This window comes from Alteromonas sp. Cnat3-28, assembly GCF_022348265.1.
GTDB classification, from domain to species: domain Bacteria; phylum Pseudomonadota; class Gammaproteobacteria; order Enterobacterales; family Alteromonadaceae; genus Alteromonas; species Alteromonas macleodii.
Genome location: NZ_JAKREY010000007.1, coordinates 128,566 through 145,032 on the forward strand (window position 1 = coordinate 128,566; position 16,467 = coordinate 145,032).

General features: G+C 45.7%; 11 protein-coding genes. 2 read left to right on the forward strand and 9 right to left on the reverse strand.

The genetic code is table 11. The features are described from left to right. Entirely contained in the window at nucleotides 1-1,254 is a 1,254-nt protein-coding gene (locus MHM87_RS09385; protein WP_014977568.1) for an HlyD family efflux transporter periplasmic adaptor subunit, read from the reverse strand. Between the two features lie 418 nt (nucleotides 1,255-1,672). Between MHM87_RS09385 and MHM87_RS09390 the strand changes: the two genes are divergently transcribed. After that, a complete protein-coding gene (locus MHM87_RS09390; protein WP_039226763.1) occupies nucleotides 1,673-3,217 on the forward strand; it encodes a hydroxymethylglutaryl-CoA reductase in 1,545 nt (514 codons plus the stop codon). A 38-nt stretch (nucleotides 3,218-3,255) separates the two neighbouring features. On the opposite strand, the gene MHM87_RS09395 is transcribed toward MHM87_RS09390, so the two are convergent. From MHM87_RS09395 to MHM87_RS09430, 8 genes are all read right to left on the reverse strand, one after another. Further along, a complete protein-coding gene (locus MHM87_RS09395) occupies nucleotides 3,256-4,206 on the reverse strand; it encodes a VWA domain-containing protein (RefSeq protein WP_239258789.1) in 951 nt (316 codons plus the stop codon). Continuing rightward, complete coding sequence (locus MHM87_RS09400) at nucleotides 4,206-5,264, reverse strand: vWA domain-containing protein (protein WP_014977565.1); 1,059 nt, start codon at nucleotides 5,262-5,264, stop codon at nucleotides 4,206-4,208. The genes MHM87_RS09395 and MHM87_RS09400 overlap by 1 nt, the downstream gene beginning before the upstream one ends. 15 nt (nucleotides 5,265-5,279) lie before the next feature. After that, the gene (locus MHM87_RS09405) at nucleotides 5,280-6,050 is read right to left on the reverse strand and encodes a MotA/TolQ/ExbB proton channel family protein (protein WP_014977564.1); all 771 of its coding nucleotides are present in this window, start codon (nucleotides 6,048-6,050) and stop codon (nucleotides 5,280-5,282) included. A gap of 125 nt (nucleotides 6,051-6,175) precedes the next feature. Beyond that, the gene (locus tag MHM87_RS09410) at nucleotides 6,176-8,158 is read right to left on the reverse strand and encodes an SUMF1/EgtB/PvdO family nonheme iron enzyme (protein ID WP_239258791.1); all 1,983 of its coding nucleotides are present in this window, start codon (nucleotides 8,156-8,158) and stop codon (nucleotides 6,176-6,178) included. An 11-nt stretch (nucleotides 8,159-8,169) separates the two neighbouring features. Beyond that, nucleotides 8,170-9,618 (reverse strand): hypothetical protein, encoded by a 1,449-nt coding sequence (locus tag MHM87_RS09415; protein WP_239258794.1) that lies wholly within the window; start codon nucleotides 9,616-9,618, stop codon nucleotides 8,170-8,172. Between the two features lie 77 nt (nucleotides 9,619-9,695). Further along, on the reverse strand, nucleotides 9,696-10,952 hold the full coding sequence (locus MHM87_RS09420) for a hypothetical protein (protein WP_239258796.1): 1,257 nt from the start codon (nucleotides 10,950-10,952) through the stop codon (nucleotides 9,696-9,698). 22 nt (nucleotides 10,953-10,974) lie between these two features. Beyond that, nucleotides 10,975-11,520 carry a hypothetical protein gene (locus tag MHM87_RS09425; RefSeq protein WP_039233996.1) on the reverse strand — a complete coding sequence of 182 codons (546 nt, stop codon included), beginning with the start codon at nucleotides 11,518-11,520 and terminating at the stop codon, nucleotides 10,975-10,977. Nucleotides 11,521-11,757: 237 nt separating this feature from the next. Next, nucleotides 11,758-15,093, reverse strand: coding sequence for an amidohydrolase family protein (locus tag MHM87_RS09430; RefSeq protein WP_239258798.1), 3,336 nt, complete (start codon nucleotides 15,091-15,093; stop codon nucleotides 11,758-11,760). A 170-nt stretch (nucleotides 15,094-15,263) separates the two neighbouring features. Between MHM87_RS09430 and MHM87_RS09435 the strand changes: the two genes are divergently transcribed. Then, nucleotides 15,264-16,394 carry a PepSY-associated TM helix domain-containing protein gene (locus tag MHM87_RS09435; protein ID WP_239258800.1) on the forward strand — a complete coding sequence of 377 codons (1,131 nt, stop codon included), beginning with the start codon at nucleotides 15,264-15,266 and terminating at the stop codon, nucleotides 16,392-16,394. Nucleotides 16,395-16,467 lie beyond the last annotated feature (73 nt).

Below are 16,467 nucleotides of genomic sequence, written 5' to 3' on the forward strand. Positions count from 1 at the left end.
TTACAGCTTCCCAGTAATGCTATACAGTGGTTCCATTAACCACTCCATCAACGTACGTTGACTTAGATCTACGTCTGCAGAAAATGTCATCCCAGCTTTCAATGAAATATTGTTTCCATAAGCCAATATTTCTTTTGTATTTAGCGTTGCAGTAACAAGATAAGCGGGTTCACTAATAGAAATAGGGATGTCGGTAAGCTCACCAGGTAGCACCAACGAAGGTGAAATGTTCACTATCTCGCCTGACTGCACACCAAATTTTTGATAAGGAAATGCGTCGTATCGAATATGCAGGGCTTGGCCTTTGCGTAAAAATCCAGCAGACCGCACGGGAACTGCAATACGCGCTTGAATGTCAGCATTTTTAGGCAGTAAGGTAAGAAGCGGGCGAGAGCTATCGATGGTATATCCCGCCTTTACTTGAAGGCCGGATATCACGCCATTGTGAGGCGCATAAATCGTTTCTTCTGCGTTACTCTTGTGACTTACTATTTGCTGCGTGAGATCGCTCAAGGTGTTCTCCACGTTTGCCATTTCATTGGCCTGCTGTTGAGGCAAAGTGGCAAGTTCATGGTGGAGAGCAGCGATATTCGCCTTTTCGTCATTTTGGTCTTTTTGGGCCAACGTAAGCTGTTGTTCGGCGGTCAATCTTTGTAGCGTATGGTTTTCATAGTCTGCTTGGCTAATGTGCCCTTGATTAAGTAAGGTTTGCGCTTTCTCCCACTGCTTTAGTGCTAGTGCCCACTGGGTTTGCGACAATTCAACGATGGCGTCTAAAGCCGTTAATGCCCGTTTGGCTTGGCTTAGCTGTTCTTCTAAGCCTTGTCGCTGCGCTCTATGCAACACATCAAGACGTTGAATACTTTGACGTGTTCGATGCTGCTTTGCTTCAAGCTCAGCGAGCAACTGCGTGCTAACTTTATTACCTGATGCATCATCGCTACTGTAGTTGATCTTAATTAGCGGCGCGCCCTTACTCACTAATTGACCTTCACTGACCAATACATCAAGTACTTTGCCGCGCCTTGCATCGGCATAGAGCTTAAAAACGCCATGACTGGGTTCCAGCCATCCACTCACTGATGCCTTTCGTGCGTAGCTTCCCGTATTTAGATAAATAATCACTGCCAAAATCCAGACCACAAGCAGGCCAGCTATTGCAGAATAAACAGGTTTTGGGGTCATTAAAAAACGTCCATCAACAGCATTTGATTGCTCATCAATGACTTCCTTTCTAAACAGTCCTGTTCTCATCTCCATTCCTTTTTTGTTTATGCATTTGCGTTGCAGTGCTTATCTAACTTTGTTTGGGTCACGTTAAAGGTATCTGGCCGCCACTTCCGTTTAGGCTTTTTCTCCTTGGCATCACAGTCCTTGACGCCTCCGTTTTGTTACTACCAGATACCTTGTGGTCAACATTACTGCGGTGACGGTGTTCACTTTAGGTGGGTTGGGAACTTGATGAATTACTGCTAAGGTCTATATTTCAGTAGCACACGGTTTCACTGGTGTTGGCGCATTTTTGAAAGCGGCTGGCTCAAATTTAGAAGTGATTCAGACACAAATAATTGCCAGTAAAATACAAAGAAGTCATAGAGCTGTATAAAGAATGTGCTATAAAAAACAAAGGAATATGAAAATAACACGGTAAAAACACACAGAAGGAAGCCTCATGTTTGTGCCCAGCATACTTTTAAAGCAACTCTATACACGCGCAAGTCTTACGAAGACAGATAAAGGCTTATCTTTTTCTCTGAAAAACAGATTGAAAGACGCAACCATTAAAGAAGTAAAGTGGATATCTCTTGATGGCGAAAAAATTCCAGAGCATAAAATTTCACTCCAGTTAACTCCCGACTCCAGTATTTCCGTAGAAGCATTAAATAAATCAGACGGAGAGCCCTTTGGCTTGCGTCAAACCATTACCGTGCATTTAGATATTGATGAAGCGCCGTGCCCAGAAAAGCGAAAACTGGGTATTTGCTTTTCTGCTTCGCCTTTTGGAAAGCTTAAATTTGAAGTGGAAGACAATATTACTGCGCCAGGACAACGCAGCGCTTTTATTCCTCGTGACGACATGGATGACTACGGCGAAAGTATTATAAAAACACGCCAAGAATATTTCGAAAGCGCCACCGGAAAGAAAATTGATCACGTAGGTAAGTACTCAATCGACCCACAAGCGCTTAAGGGGAATATTGAGCATTTTATTGGCGTGGCGCAGGTTCCTATTGGTATTGCAGGGCCGTTGAAGATAAACGGAGAGCATGCACAAGGGGAGTTTGTCGTGCCGTTAGCGACTACCGAAGGTACGCTGGTGGCATCGTACAACCGAGGCATGAAGCTGCTTAACATGAGCGGTGGCGTAACGGCAACGGTCGTCGACGATGCTATGCAGCGAGCCCCTGTATTTATTTTTGAAAATGCACGAGGTGCCAGAGATTTCGTTAAATGGATTAAAGCAAACTTTGAAAAGATTAAGGAAGAAGCAGAAGCGACCTCAAGTATTGCTAAGCTGACGTATATCGACCATTTCCTATCGAACAAATTTGCGTTTTTGCGTTTTAACTTTAAGACCGGTGACGCAGCGGGTCAAAACATGGTTGGCCGTGCTACCTTCGCAGCATGCGGGTGGATACTTGATCATTATGAGGGGATAGAGAATTTCTACCTTGAGTCTAACTTTGCTACAGACAAAAAGGCCTCTCAAATAAATATTATGCGTACCCGTGGTAAACGGGTGACAGCTGAAGCCACTATTAAACGCGAACATTTATTAGAAGTAATGCGCGTAGACCCCAAACAGATAGATTATCACGGCCGTGTAGCTGGCGTAGGATCTTTCTTGTCTGGTGTGAATAACACGGGTCTGCATTCACCAAACGGTATTACTGCTATGTTTATCGCCACAGGGCAGGATGTTGCAAACGTATCTGAATCGTCGGCGGCAATGATGTATTCAGAATTAACAGACGACGGTGACCTGTACGTGTCTATTACCATTCCATCGCTCATCGTAGCGACGTATGGCGGTGGTACAGGAATAGGTACACAGCGCGAGTGCTTAGAGTTGCTGGATTGCTACGGGCGAGATCGCGTGTATAAATTTGCAGAAATTGTGGCGTCTGTGGTGTTGGCTGGAGAGATATCACTAGCATCAGCCATTAGTTCGTCAGACTGGGTGTCGTCACACGAACAGTATGGCCGAAACAGATAAAACCTTGGCCAACGAGGCGATTCATCGGCCAATAGAGACTAAAAATATTGGCCGATGAAAGCGCCGCGGTTTCGCTTCGCCACCGCCTGCATAAATGCACTGAAGCGCTGTGCGTTTCCATTACTTCGGCTAAAGCCTACGCCGTGTATACGAATAACAGGCTGTCCATTGGCACCCTGGTTAGCTTGGGTAATCTGACTTACAATCTGATCTAAATTCGGCCTTTGATAATCATCACCAAACACGTAAAGACTCACGCGCCCCTTGGTGTTTTTATACAGCTTGATGGCTTTAAGGATCCCCGCTTCAGGCTGACTCGCCCCTCCTTTAAAGCTCTTCATTTGGCTCATTGCGGTATCTCTCATTGTTTGTCTGTCATCTAGCCATTGCCCAGCTCTACTGGAAAACATAAAGCTTCCGTCAGCAGACATAATCTGAAAACCTTTCATTTTAGGATGGTTTTTTAAAATGTCGTTTACGATGGTGATCACGCGATTCCAACCACTGCCAGAGGACATGGAACCCGAGTTATCGATAGCAAAAATAACGTACTCAGCATCGGTGGGAATTCCACCAACATCATCGTCAGGGGTATCTGTCGGATTCGGCGTATTTAACATAGCGGTTGCTTGGCGTATTTCGTTACGCAGCGACGAAGCTTTGTCTTTCAGTTGATTAATGGTTTGTTGTGCGCGTGGTATCGATGAGTCTAAATTGTCTTTCTGTTCCGTGACGGAAGCCGTTTTGCTTTGTGCTGCTTTCAGTTCTTGTTGCTTATCTGACAGTGCGCCTTTGAGCGTTTCCACATCAACTTGAGCCTGTAATACCTGGTCAATAAGAACGCTTACGTTACTAGGGCCGCGCTCGATGTCTTCAGTACCGTTTTTGGCCAGAAGCACCAGCATAACTACGGCGCCGAAAGCACAGGAAATTATGTCGAGAAAGGCAATGTTGAATACCTCAACGGGGGCTCGTTGAATTTTGCGCATTAAGGCCACTCCGGAGCAGGTGATAGGAAAGTGCCGCTTGTTGCGCGGGTCCATTCCCAGTACATAGGTGAAGCAAAAGGATCGCCCTCAATGGGCAGCAAAATCACATTGTAATGCACGCCTTTCTTAGCGCGCTTAACGGTTTCAACAAATAAGGTCTTACGGCAATCTGATGAAATTGACTTTTTACTACTAATGAAGCTTTTGCAGCTCATAGGTAGTCCGTCACCCAAGGTAGGAAGGCCATCGGTGACAATATACACATCGGTGATGTTTGGGTTAGCTTTAAATAAAATGCTTAAACCTTCTTGAAGATTTGTTCCTCCATTGGGGACGACAGCACCGAGGTCTTTAACTATTGCGTTCATCGAACCGCTGACTTTGGCACTATTTACATCACGAAGGCCTAGTGTGGTAGCGGTGTCTGAAAAAGTCACTACGGTGACTCTTGATTCTAAAGGGACTCGCGCGAGCATCCATTGGGCTACCCGTTTGGTGCGTATCCACTTCGGCGTAGAGACCTTCTGGCTATCACTCAACGCTAACTTGCCTAAAATATCCACCAAGTTGTCGCCCATCATTGACGCACTTTTGTCAATTAGCAGACCTATTTCCGGGCCCTCTATTTTCATGCCAGTGATGTAGTTCTGTTCGCCGGTACCTTGCATTTGAATGTTGGCTGACTTTTCTACTTCTTTAGACAATGCGGCTAGCTGGTTTTCAAGATCAGCCACTACTGCCATTTCTGTAGAGATATCTTGCAGTAGTTTTGACTGGTCTTGCGTTGTATCTGCTTGCGCTTGCTGAGCATCGTCTTGCTTCGCTGACTCAAGGGCAATTTTATCGTTTAATTCGTCAATCGACTTTTTGAGTTTTTGTTGTTCTTGCTCTGCGGCGGCGAGTTCCTGCTCTAATTTTTCTTTCTCTTCAGTTGGTGTAGGTGTAAACGCTTTAAAGTCGACCAGAATGAAAATAAGAATAACCGCGCCAAGGCCACAGGCCATAACGTCTAAAAACGCCAGGTTAAATCCGTCTTCGGCTTTACGCACTTTAGGCATTACTGTCTCGCCTAATTAGTTGTGAAGGTGTGACAGAAGGTGGTGTTCACAAGACTCTTGTGTGCGAATTACCATAGTGTCTTGGCGACCATTTAACAGGTGCATTAACAACATTAATATAAGCGATATAAAAAGCGCGACGAGCGTAGAGTTGAACGCAACGCCCAGCGAAGCCGTCATTCCCGCGATATCACCATCTAGGGCTGCGTCTGCTTGCGCAAGGGCTGCGCCAATACCGCGAACAGTGCCAACGAAACCAATCGAAGGAATAGCCCAGATTATGTAGCGAATCACGTTATTACCACTTTCAAGCTGGGCAGCAATATTTTCTACCGAAGCGTGGATTGCATCGGCAGCATGCTGCACGTTCTGTGTGTTTTTAAAGCGTCTAATGCAGTTTATCCACGTGCTGTATGCGGGGGTGTCGCTATAAGATGAAGACGAAAGCTCATCTAACGCTTTATCTACATTTAGTGGCGTATCTTTGTTGTGCTCAGGCAGTAAGTCTCGTGAGTAAATCTCTTCTTCATCCAGCAGCTTCCAAAGTTTGTAAACCATTAGGAAAATGCAAAACAGCATCAGCGAGATACAAACCTGTTGCTCGATATCTTTAAGAATAACCCAGAAAGAGGATAGGGACGCTGTGCCAGCCGTTGCCATGACTTTTTCGGCCGCGGGGCGAATGACACCGGCAAATAGGAAATGTACCAAGGCAAATATAAATAGAAAGACCCCGCCACTTACAAGAAAGCTGGGGTTCATTGACAACGTATTCTCTTTATTCATCATCATTCCTTGATAGTTAAATGTTAGTTGGAAAGTCTTGCGGCGAATCTAACGATACAAAGTACGCACTTGCGGTGCCCGCAATGGCCAACAATACTGCAGCAATGATCAGTTTCTTTTTCATATTAATTCTCGTATCTCGCTATGCGAAAGCCTATATCGTCAGCAGGTTCAGTCTCACCGCTGCGCGCGCTTGCGCGAATATTTTTAAGCCGACCCGTTTGAAACGACGCGCCTTTTACTACGTGTTTACCTTGTCCAACAGGGCCTAGGTAGTCGTCAAAAGTACCAGACTGGTTTGATGGTGAATTCTGGTAAACATCGTGGACCCACTCACGCACATTGCCATCTAAATCGTAGAATCCACCGCGTTCAGCTTTGAACGAACCAACAGGGGCTTTGTCGACAAATCCGTCATCGTAGTCTTTTAAAATGAAGGTCTGTTTCCCACTTAGCGATGCATCAGCGAAGTTACCTTGTTTATCGCGAAGCCTAAACTGATTACCCCAAACAAAGATTGTTGGTGATGCTCGGCGATTCATTTTTGCAACGAATTCCCACTCGGCTTCCGTAGGTAAACGATAGCCTTTCGAGGTTTTATCAATACCCGTTACTCTGCCATTTTGAACAACATAAAACGGTGTTAGTCCTTCCTTCTCGCTTAGCCAATTTGTAAACGCAACCGCATCACTCCACGAAACATTCGTGATCGGTAGCTTGCTGCTAGGCCCTTTCCCTGCGAACGCGGCGAACTGCGCCTGAGTAACCTCGTGATTAGACATCCAGAATTTACGCGAAAAAGATACGTCTCTTTGCGTTTCATTGCGCTGGCGATCCTTTTCGTTTGCAGGAGAGCCCATAGTGAAGGCTTTGGGTGTAACAAGCGAAAGTTGAATACCCAGTGTATTTGCAAAAAGCGGCTTACCTTCACGCCGTCTTGCTTCAAACTCTGTAAGCATATCAGCGTGCACTTTCACCGGCTTGTTTGCGCTAGGTGTAATAGTCTTGGTAACACTGCGATATCCTTCACGTTCGAATGTTACTGTGTGCGGTAAAGCTTGAAGCGTTAAATTAAGCGGCGTTTGACCTTTAGGTGAACCGTCGATGAAAACTTTTGCACTTAACGACGCGCTTATATTCACTTGTCCTCGCTCTTCTTGAAGGTTGAAGGTAAGCGCTTTGTTCTCGCCGGGAGCTAGCGTGATCCGCTGGCTTTGTGAAATGAATCCGGTTTTTTCATACTTGACGATATGTGGCGTATTCGCATCCACACGAGATTTTGTATCAGTCGGTTTATTATTTACTGTAAGTACGCCGCCTTGAGGGTCTGTCGAAACTGTTATCTGTGCTTGAAGGGGTTGAAGGTTATAGTTTCTTGTCGGGTTAGGGCGTTGGCTAGTGACTTCAATGGTGTCTTCCAATGGCTCTAGCCCTGACTTCGTCACGACAATTTCGTACTTACCGCCATTCATATTAATAGAAAGTGGCGTGACACCCATATCTTTACCGTCAAGGGAGACATTGGCACCAGAAGGGCTTGAGTTTATGCTAATTGCGCCCTTAACTGGAGAAAGTGAAATAACTTGTTCAATTTCCTGCGCGATATCTGCATCAAATTGGATCTCACCCGTTTCATAATGCGGATGACTGGCGCTCGCTCTGTAGCTGCCCTTTTTTAATTCCGTTACGTAGGTTCTCGATACCGCTACTTTCTCAGCGTTTAAATGCCAGGTTATTTCACTCAACGAAGGGGAGGTTGATAGGGTGATTTTTGCGGGTAAAGGAACGAGCGTAACATTAATAGTGCTTGGCGAGTTGTTGTTAATAACAACCGTGGCGTCTTGATATTTTGGGGCCGAAACCTGGACTTTGGCATGGCTACCAAATACGTAAAGCTTGTCACTGATGAACATCGCACTACCACTTAAAACAGCAAATTGCGGATTTTGTGCTGCACGTTCTGGGGAAACTGCAAAGGCATAACCTTTGGTTAGAAACAGCCAGCCAAAATAAACAACGAGAACAGCGGCCAGTCCTATTAATGAAGCTATAGCAACGCCCTTTCTTCGCTTCTTTCCTTTGGCAATGGCGTCATCAATACTGCTCACTAGATAGGTCCTTATACTTTTTCAGTACATACAACATGTACTGATAGGTTGGTGTCTGACGGTGAAACAACAATCTCTTGAATGGTTGAGCGATAACCTTCGCGGCTCCCTTCAATGCGATATGTACCAGGTTTCAGCTGAATGGTTTTTGTTTTTACTTCCCCCACGAGGCCTACTCCAAGTACCTTAATATAGGTATCGTTATCCGACGTTATTGTTACGGAACGGGGCTGATTGATATTGTCGATCACTTGCTCAAGTGAAGATATTTGGGCACGAAGTTTTGCGCTTTTTTCTGCATGTGAACCTGCTCGCGCAATGTCTTTAAGGGCTAGATTTCTGACATTGTTATCCGATAAACGCTCTGGCCGCCTTTGGTAAGCGCTCAAGCTTTTTTCTGCATCGAGTATGGCTTCGGCATTTTGCTTTGCCTCAAGTAAAGCAGGGCTGGCTGGAAAGCTAGTGAGGCCTTTATTAGCTAGCAGCTTTACGGTTTGCCATTCATCTGCGCTGACAAACAAGGCGACTTGATTTTCAATTTTCTGCTGCTCTTGTGAAGCAATTAAAGACGCGAGCTTTTTACTAATGGTGGCAAGCTCACTGCTTGAAGCTTTTAGGCTCTTGGCGTCATTTAGGAATTCTGCGGCAGCAGGGAAGTCACCTTGCTCAATAGCTCGATTTGCCTGAGCTAGCAGCGTATCAAATCGGCTGTCTTGCAATTGCCGGTTAATAGCATCAAGTGCTTGCTGTGCGTCCTTACGGGCAGGATCTAACTGTACTATTTTTGCGTACGCTTCGCGCTGTTTGCTGATGTTGTTTTCGACCTTACCAATGCGTGCCTGCTCGTAGGCGTCTTGCACCTCGTCAAATACATCAATGCGTTGCTGCAAAATGTTCGCTTTTTCGAAATCAGGGTTTATCGTTAACGACGTTTTGTTTAGGTTAAACGCGCTTGAAATATTCCCATTATTGAAGGCAAGGAGGGCGTCTTCATAAGGTTGAGTGTAGGCGTTTTCGTAGTCAGTATTTATTGTGTTAACTGAGCTCTTTATATCATCCAGTGCATTCATAACTGCGCCGTAGTTGGATGCGCCATATTCATTAAACGCGGTATTCAACTTGCGCTCAACTTCACTCGCTTTTTCTAGGAACATCTGGGAGTGCGAAACGCGACTAACCAAGTCGTTTACACTTTGTTTTGACTCACTAAGCGCCATTTGAAGGGCTTTTCGTTCTTCTTCATTAACTTCCACAGCGGGTGTAGCTTTTGCGGTTTGGGGGACTGCTGTTGTGTCATCCGTGGCGTCCGTAACGTTCGATGTGACAGTAGGCATATATGAGAAAAGGAGCACGCCTGCAACGCCTATCAACATGACCAGTGAAAAACCGAGCAGTGACTTTTTTATGAGTGCCTTTTTCTTTGCTCTGCTTTGCTCTATTTGTTGCTCAACGCTTGGCATGCATAACCCTTTACTCTCTAACTTAACAATAGAATAGATATCTTATTTAATGGTTTTGATAACACCAACGACTGGGCTTATAGCGCAGTCATTGGTGTGGATTCCATGTCATAGATATCTTTAAGGCGAGCGCGAAGCTGGTAGTATTGTTCGCTTGCTGTGCCTTGAAGCTCAATTCGTTGATTGTCTATTTCAACAATTTGATCGGCTACCTGAATATCAAGGTTTTGCCCCATTTCATCGAATAGATCCCGTTGGGCGTGAAGCTCTTTGTTAGTTTTGATTGCTTCACTCAGTGTGCCAATTGCGGCAATACCAGCACCTGCAGCGGCTACTTGACCAGCCGTTGAGCTAGAGTTAGAGCCTAAAAGCACTGAAGCGACTGCGAATAACCCTGCCGTGACTTGTTGTGTGGTGCGCTCTGATTCGAGTTCTCTGATTTTCTTGGCTTCAGGAAGTGTCTCTTTCTGGTACTTACGGTATGGCTCTTCAGTGGTTACCCAAAAAGAATCATAGGTTTCTTGAAGGCTATCAATAAATTGTTCATCTTTTGCCTGTATGGCGCGCACGCGACGAAGCATTGGATCGCTATCTGAAGGCGCACTTACTAGCTCAATCTCACCTCTTCTGCCTTGAGTAAGGTATTGGCTAAACGACTCAGGGCTATACATTTGTGCGTAGCGCAGGTCTGACACCATTTGCACTTCTTGCTTGTAGGTATCGGATTTCTTTATAAGCAAATCATAAACGAATTTTGCAATTTGCTCGAAAACTGGGCCGTTAGGGTTTTCGCCGCGAGACATGGCATCGCGATACCAGCCTTCACTTACGCGGTATTCAAATTCTTCTTCACCCCATACTGTGTTTTTAGCGTCCATCACTTTCACGCCAATTTCTACAGTTTCAGTATCTGAGTAATTAATTTTGCCCAGCACGTAAACATCGGCAAGTGCAGAAGCATCTGGCGTTACGTTAATGCTGCCGAAAGATTTGGTTTCACCTAGGGCTTCTTTGGTTGCTATTGCAAAGCGGTTAGCTTCTAAGCGACGCACTTGAGGCCAAATCCCTTCCTCTTCTATTTCATCGTAATCGATAGTGCCATCACGTTCTGTTGGAAAACCCGGGTCAAACACAGGTATGGCAACATCCATATAAATTTCGGAGTTGTAGTTGTAGGTATTTTTTTGCGCGCCTAACGCCTGACCGCCCCCTGGGCCTACCATAGATGGTCCTACACTGGTGACATTAGTCTGCGTTGAGCCACATCCGCTCAAGAGTATAAACGATGCTGTTGCGACCACGGTAAACAGGGCCTTGGGTTTAAATGAAGACATATCCTTTCCTTCCTCTGATTTTTTATTTACAACCGTATTGCTCTTTTAATGCTTGGAAATGCGCCTTTTCAGACTCAGTTGTTGCTCCTTGCAATCCGGCAATTACGGCGTCACATACCGCTGAACTTCCACCTTTCGCTTGTCCTCCAACAGACTGTTTTGAAGGATCTGAACTTGAAGTGGTTGTTTGTGTATTCGTCGATGATTCTTGAGACTCAGTGCTGCTTTGTGAGCTAGACTGCCCAGCGCCTGCCCCCGAAGATGATGTGCTCGAGGTATTACCCGCACCAGCGCCTTGCCCTGTACCTTGACCCGCCGCGCTAGCTACGCTTTGTGCGCTCGATTGCGCCGCTGCGTTCATGCATTCTTCGCTTTGGTTTAGCGCGCCAAATAAGGAGTCGTCTAACGCTTGTATTTTCTCCGCTTCTGTCATCGTAGATAGATCTTGTTCGCCAAAATCGAGAACGGCGCAATCTTGATAATAGGTAGGGGCTTCGCTCGTTTGAGCGCCAGCTGAAGCAAAAATGAGTGCGTTAAGCAGTAATGCTAGTGGCAAATAATACTGCATGGCGAATAAGTCCTTTTAATCTGATTTGGGGTGGTTCATATATTACCCTCCATCCTTACTGCAGTTATACCACTCTTTTACTTAAGACTAAACTCAGTTTTAAACATGCACAGGTAAGTTTTCATATTCAGAAAATAAAAAGCCGACGAAACAGGAAGCTTTCGTCGGCTTTAGCGTTGGGTTAATTAAGGCCTACCAGTTTATGTTATTTATTACTACAGGCCTTTGGACGCAGAATTAATGCTCCCAATGATAGTGGTGCGCTTTCGCTTCTACATCATCTGCCGTTTGTTGCGGCATAAAGGTGGCATTGTCTTGCTCAAAGAAAAACGGTTTACGTTTTTTCTTACTGCCCACTTCGTTCATGGTGGCCGACTCATATACGCGTCCATTTAGTACAGTGTATTCTACGAATTCACTCTTTCTAATGTCGCTTAATACGTCGCCATCAATCACCACTAGGTCAGCAAGTTTACCTTTTTCGATACTGCCAAGATCTTTGCCCATACCTAGGTGTTTCGCGCCATCAATAGTACCGCCGCGTAGCGCTTCCCAAGGGGTGAAGCCGCCTTGTTCCATGATCCACAGCTCCCAGTGAGCAGCTAATCCTTCACGCTGTCCGTGAGCGCCAATATGTACACTGACCCCATTATCTCGAAGCTCTTTGGCATAGCTTGCTACGTTTTGGTGGTTGTACTGATTTTCTGGCGCAGTAGGTCTGCGGATCGCACGGCTGTCTAGAATCGTCGACGGGGTATAGCGAAGAAGACGCGGGTTCTTCCACACTTCAGTTTTGTCGTACCAGTACTCTTCACCCATCATGCCGCCGTACGATACAACAAAGGTTGGCGTATAGCCAAACTCTGTGGCTTTCCATAGCTGAGTGACGTCGCTGTAGCCTTTCTCCACAGGAATGCTGTGCTCAAGACCCGTATGGCCATCTACCAACATAGTCAGATTCTGCTGAAGCTTACCGCCTCCTTCAGGCACTACCATCATCTCTTGATTTTTTGCTGCCCACAGCACTTGCTGGCGCTGATCGCGACGGGGCTGGTTGTAGCTTTTCACTGAAATAGCACCGGCTTCTTTCAAGCGCTCTACGTGGAAATAGGCATCTTCATAATTATTGATAATCGCTTTGTAACCTAGTCCTTCTGCACCGTATAAAATCGTGCCGGTGGAGTAGATACGTGGCGCAACAATATCGCCTTTACGCTGTAATTCTGCCGCAGCAAAAATTTCTGTCGTGTCGTTTGAAGGATCATGAATGGTTGTTACGCCGAACGACACATTCGAGTACTGACTCCAGTTTTGCTGAGGGATAATCTCATTGCGGCCCTGCGAGCCGTGAGCGTGCGCATCAACAAGCCCTGGGATAATGGTTTTACCCGTTGTGTCTATTTTCATCGCATCATCAGGAATGGTCACATCGCCACGTTTACCCACTGCTTCAATGCGGTTGTCTTTAATCAGCACAACGCCATCTTCAATCACCTCTTGGGTGTTGTCGGCATCGCGCATGGTTACCACTTTACCGCCAACCAAAGCTTTGTAACCAGATGGCTTGTCAGCTTTAGTGGTAAACGACAAGTCCATACCTTCAGCTACTGGCTCAGGTAAGGTTTCCGCTGCGCCATCAACAAAGGCAAAGGCTTCATCGAGTGAACGGCTAAATAGCGTAGGGCCGTTAAACCAGCTAAGGGTTTTGTTGTCAGGCGACCACGTTAAATACTCACCCGCGCGGCTTGAAAGCTGCGTTACCGGCAGTGAGGTCATGTTCGGGCCTATGGTAATGCGCTTGCCATTTTCAACAAACGGCGCCACGTACGTTTTGAACTGGTAAACAAACGCAACCCATTTCTTATCGTGTGAAAGTTTGTACTCACTTACTTTATCTGCACCGTAAAGGTGAGTTCGCTTGTCGTTACCCTTAAGGTTAACGCTTGAAAGCTGGGTTTCGTAGTAAGCTTCGCCGCCCGCTGATTCGGTGAAATACACTCGGTCGTCGTTACCCGCGAAATGCGCGTTGTAGCCGCCTTCAGAGACTTTTTCTACGGTGTCTTTTTCAAGGTCTGCTACGTAAATTCCTGGCTCAACCGAGTATTTGGGGTCTAGTAAGTAGCCGCCGGTAAACTTGCGGAAAACCACTTTCTCGCCATCGGCAGAGAACGACGGCTCAATGTAGTGACCTGGCTGCTGGGTAATAACCTTTCCTTTACCACCGCGAGCAGAAACCACGCGAACGGTACCTAGGTCTTGGTCATTCCAAGTCGTGTAAACAATCGACTTTCCATCGTTAGAAAAACGCGGATAGTATTCGTCGTGATCGTTTTGTTTAGTTAATCGTTTAATTTTGCCTGACTTCACATCGCGCACATAAAGTTTACCTAGCGCTTGGAAGAGAACGGTTTTACCGTTGGGCGACATTTGAGACCAGCGAATCATACGAACGTCAAATTCATCTGGCGCGACATCAACGTCAAAGCGAAGCGCATCAGCAAATTTCACCGTGCCTTCAACGGTTACGTCCATTGTGCTGGTGGTTTTATCTTTCACGTCGATGGTGTGGAATTTACCACCTGTCCAATATACGATTTTGCTGCTGTCTGGCATCCAGTCGAAGTAGGCAAAGTATCCTTCCGAGCCAAAGCCTTCTTGCATGTCTCGCTCTAGTTCCAACGTCAGTGGTGTTTCTACGCCTGTCTTGATGTCTTTAATGAAAAGCGCGGTTCTATCTTTAACGCGACGCACAAATGCGATGTATTTACCGTCAGGTGAAGGCGTGGGAACCACAGCGCCGCCCGTACCGCTAATATAGCGGCTCTCTTCGCCGGTTTCTCGGTCGTAGCGAGTGATGGCAAAAATGCCCTCTAACGGGTCGCGGTTATATTCAAAGCGGGCGCCCGGAACCGTATTTTCGGTAAAATAGATATACTTGCCATCATGAGAGAATACAGGGTCAGCAATGTTTTGTTGGTCGCGCTTTCCGCTGTTGCGGGCTTTAATTTGTAGGCCGTCACCACCTGATTTGTGGTACATCCAAATCTCGCCAGCCGGAATACTGCGGCTCGACATAATGCCTTTGGTAACCACTAGGTATTCGCCGTCTGGGTTCCATTTAGGAGAGTGGATAAGATTGCTTTTCTCTTTGGTTACCTGACGAAGATTACTGCCGTCAATGTCCATAACCCATACGTTACTTAACCCATCTTTATCCGAGATAAATGCGATGTGTTTACCGTCTGGAGAAATTGAAGGGTGAATATTCCATGCGAAGTCTTGGGTCAGCGGGGTCGCATCGCCACCACTCATGCTCACTTTGTACAAGTCGCCCAGCATGTCAAAAACCATAAACTCGCCGTTTGGTGCAACGTCTAAGCTAGACCACGTGGTTTCGTTTGTTTTGATAGTAACTTCGTTTAATGCATAAGGTGGGTTGCTGACTTCCCACGTTTCAAGCTCGGATTCTGTTTTTTCTTCACTGTCGTTTTGGGCGTATAAAGTAGGTGCGACGCCCAAGCCTAGGGCGCTTACTAGCGTGATGGCCAGTAAACTTTTCTTTGTCGTTATCATAATTGTGTTTCCAACCGCTTGTTATTTATTTTCTGTCTACATCAGAGTACATGACTTAACATGAAGATACGTACTCTTGAATTGTAAAACTAAGGTTAATCTTACTGCAAAGTAGGATAGATTCATTTAGCTTATGCGATTGTAAGCACGATTTTAGCGTTTAACTTTCATTGACCAATTTTCGAGAATCGTTACTATTCGCGTTTATTTCGCAATTTGTGAGCGCTGTTTTGAAACTTTGGGTACGACGACTGCACCTTCTATTAGCGCTGGTATGTGGGTTATTTATTATTTGCCTTAGCATCACCGGTGCATTGCTAATTTATGCAAAGGATATCCAAACCTTTGTCCAACCAGAGAAGTGGACCATAGAATCTCACGAATCGCCCTTACCCCTTTCTTACATAGTGAATGCGCTGGAAGACGAGACGGGTCAGAAAGTCGAGCTTTTAATGCCCGAGTCAGACCCTGAACTCGCTTGGCAAGGGAAGCTCAACAATGGCGAATACGTAAGCGTAAACCCCAACTCTGCCGAAATACTTCATAGATACGATTATTACAGCACGTTTTATGGGTTCACCATGGCTATCCATCGATGGCTGTTGTATCAAGATGGTGACAACGAAAGGCCACTTAGAAATTGGGTGTCTGTTAGTGCCTTAGTTCTACTTCTTGAAGTAATTGTGGGTTTTTACCTTTGGGTAAAGCCAAAAAATAGAATAAAACGCCTTGCGATTAAACGCCGCGCCAAGTTTCGAATTCTCATGTATCAACTTCATACAGTGCTGGGCGTTTATTTGGCTATACCACTAATACTCATCGCTTTTAGTGGCATGGCGTTTAATTGGAAAAGCGCTACGCAGCAGGTGGTGGAAACCGTTACTTTTTCAAAAGTTGAGAAAAGGCCAGTACCTGAACCGTTATCCCACGATGCTAGTAGTGCTTCAGTGGCTATCGATACATCTTATCAAAACGCCATAGCGGTGTTTCCCAATGCGTCACTATTTCGCATTTACTTCCCAAAAAATTCAGGCGAACACTTAGGTTTCAGAATGCAAAACCCCGGCGAGTCTCACGCCTACAGCTGGGTTTGGACAAATCCTCAAAATGGAGAAATAACGGGTTATTACGATGCATCAAAAGCGAACGTAGCGACGCAGGTTTGGAACTTCAAATACAAGTTTCACATTGGTGATTTCGCGGGCCCATTGCTTGAATTTATCTGGTTATTTATCGCATTACTCCCTGCGTTTTTTACAATTACAGGGTTTTATTTTTGGTATAAACGCCATTACAAATGACGCGCTTTTATGGCTGAGCGAAGTGCTTCAAATTCATCTTATCTAGATTTCATTACTTAACACTTATTATTAA

Excerpts from the sequence above, each read along its gene's own strand:
- MHM87_RS09400 (WP_014977565.1), bottom strand. The coding sequence starts at position 5,264 with ATGCCTAAAGTGCGTAAAGCCGAAGACGGATTTAACCTGGCGTTTTTA.
- MHM87_RS09395 (WP_239258789.1), bottom strand. The coding sequence starts at position 4,206 with ATGCGCAAAATTCAACGAGCCCCCGTTGAGGTATTCAACATTGCCTTT.
- MHM87_RS09385 (WP_014977568.1), bottom strand. The coding sequence starts at position 1,254 with ATGAGAACAGGACTGTTTAGAAAGGAAGTCATTGATGAGCAATCAAAT.
- MHM87_RS09430 (WP_239258798.1), bottom strand. The coding sequence starts at position 15,093 with ATGATAACGACAAAGAAAAGTTTACTGGCCATCACGCTAGTAAGCGCC.
- MHM87_RS09390 (WP_039226763.1), top strand. The coding sequence starts at position 1,673 with ATGTTTGTGCCCAGCATACTTTTAAAGCAACTCTATACACGCGCAAGT.
- MHM87_RS09415 (WP_239258794.1), bottom strand. The coding sequence starts at position 9,618 with ATGCCAAGCGTTGAGCAACAAATAGAGCAAAGCAGAGCAAAGAAAAAG.
- MHM87_RS09405 (WP_014977564.1), bottom strand. The coding sequence starts at position 6,050 with ATGAATAAAGAGAATACGTTGTCAATGAACCCCAGCTTTCTTGTAAGT.
- MHM87_RS09420 (WP_239258796.1), bottom strand. The coding sequence starts at position 10,952 with ATGTCTTCATTTAAACCCAAGGCCCTGTTTACCGTGGTCGCAACAGCA.
- MHM87_RS09425 (WP_039233996.1), bottom strand. The coding sequence starts at position 11,520 with ATGCAGTATTATTTGCCACTAGCATTACTGCTTAACGCACTCATTTTT.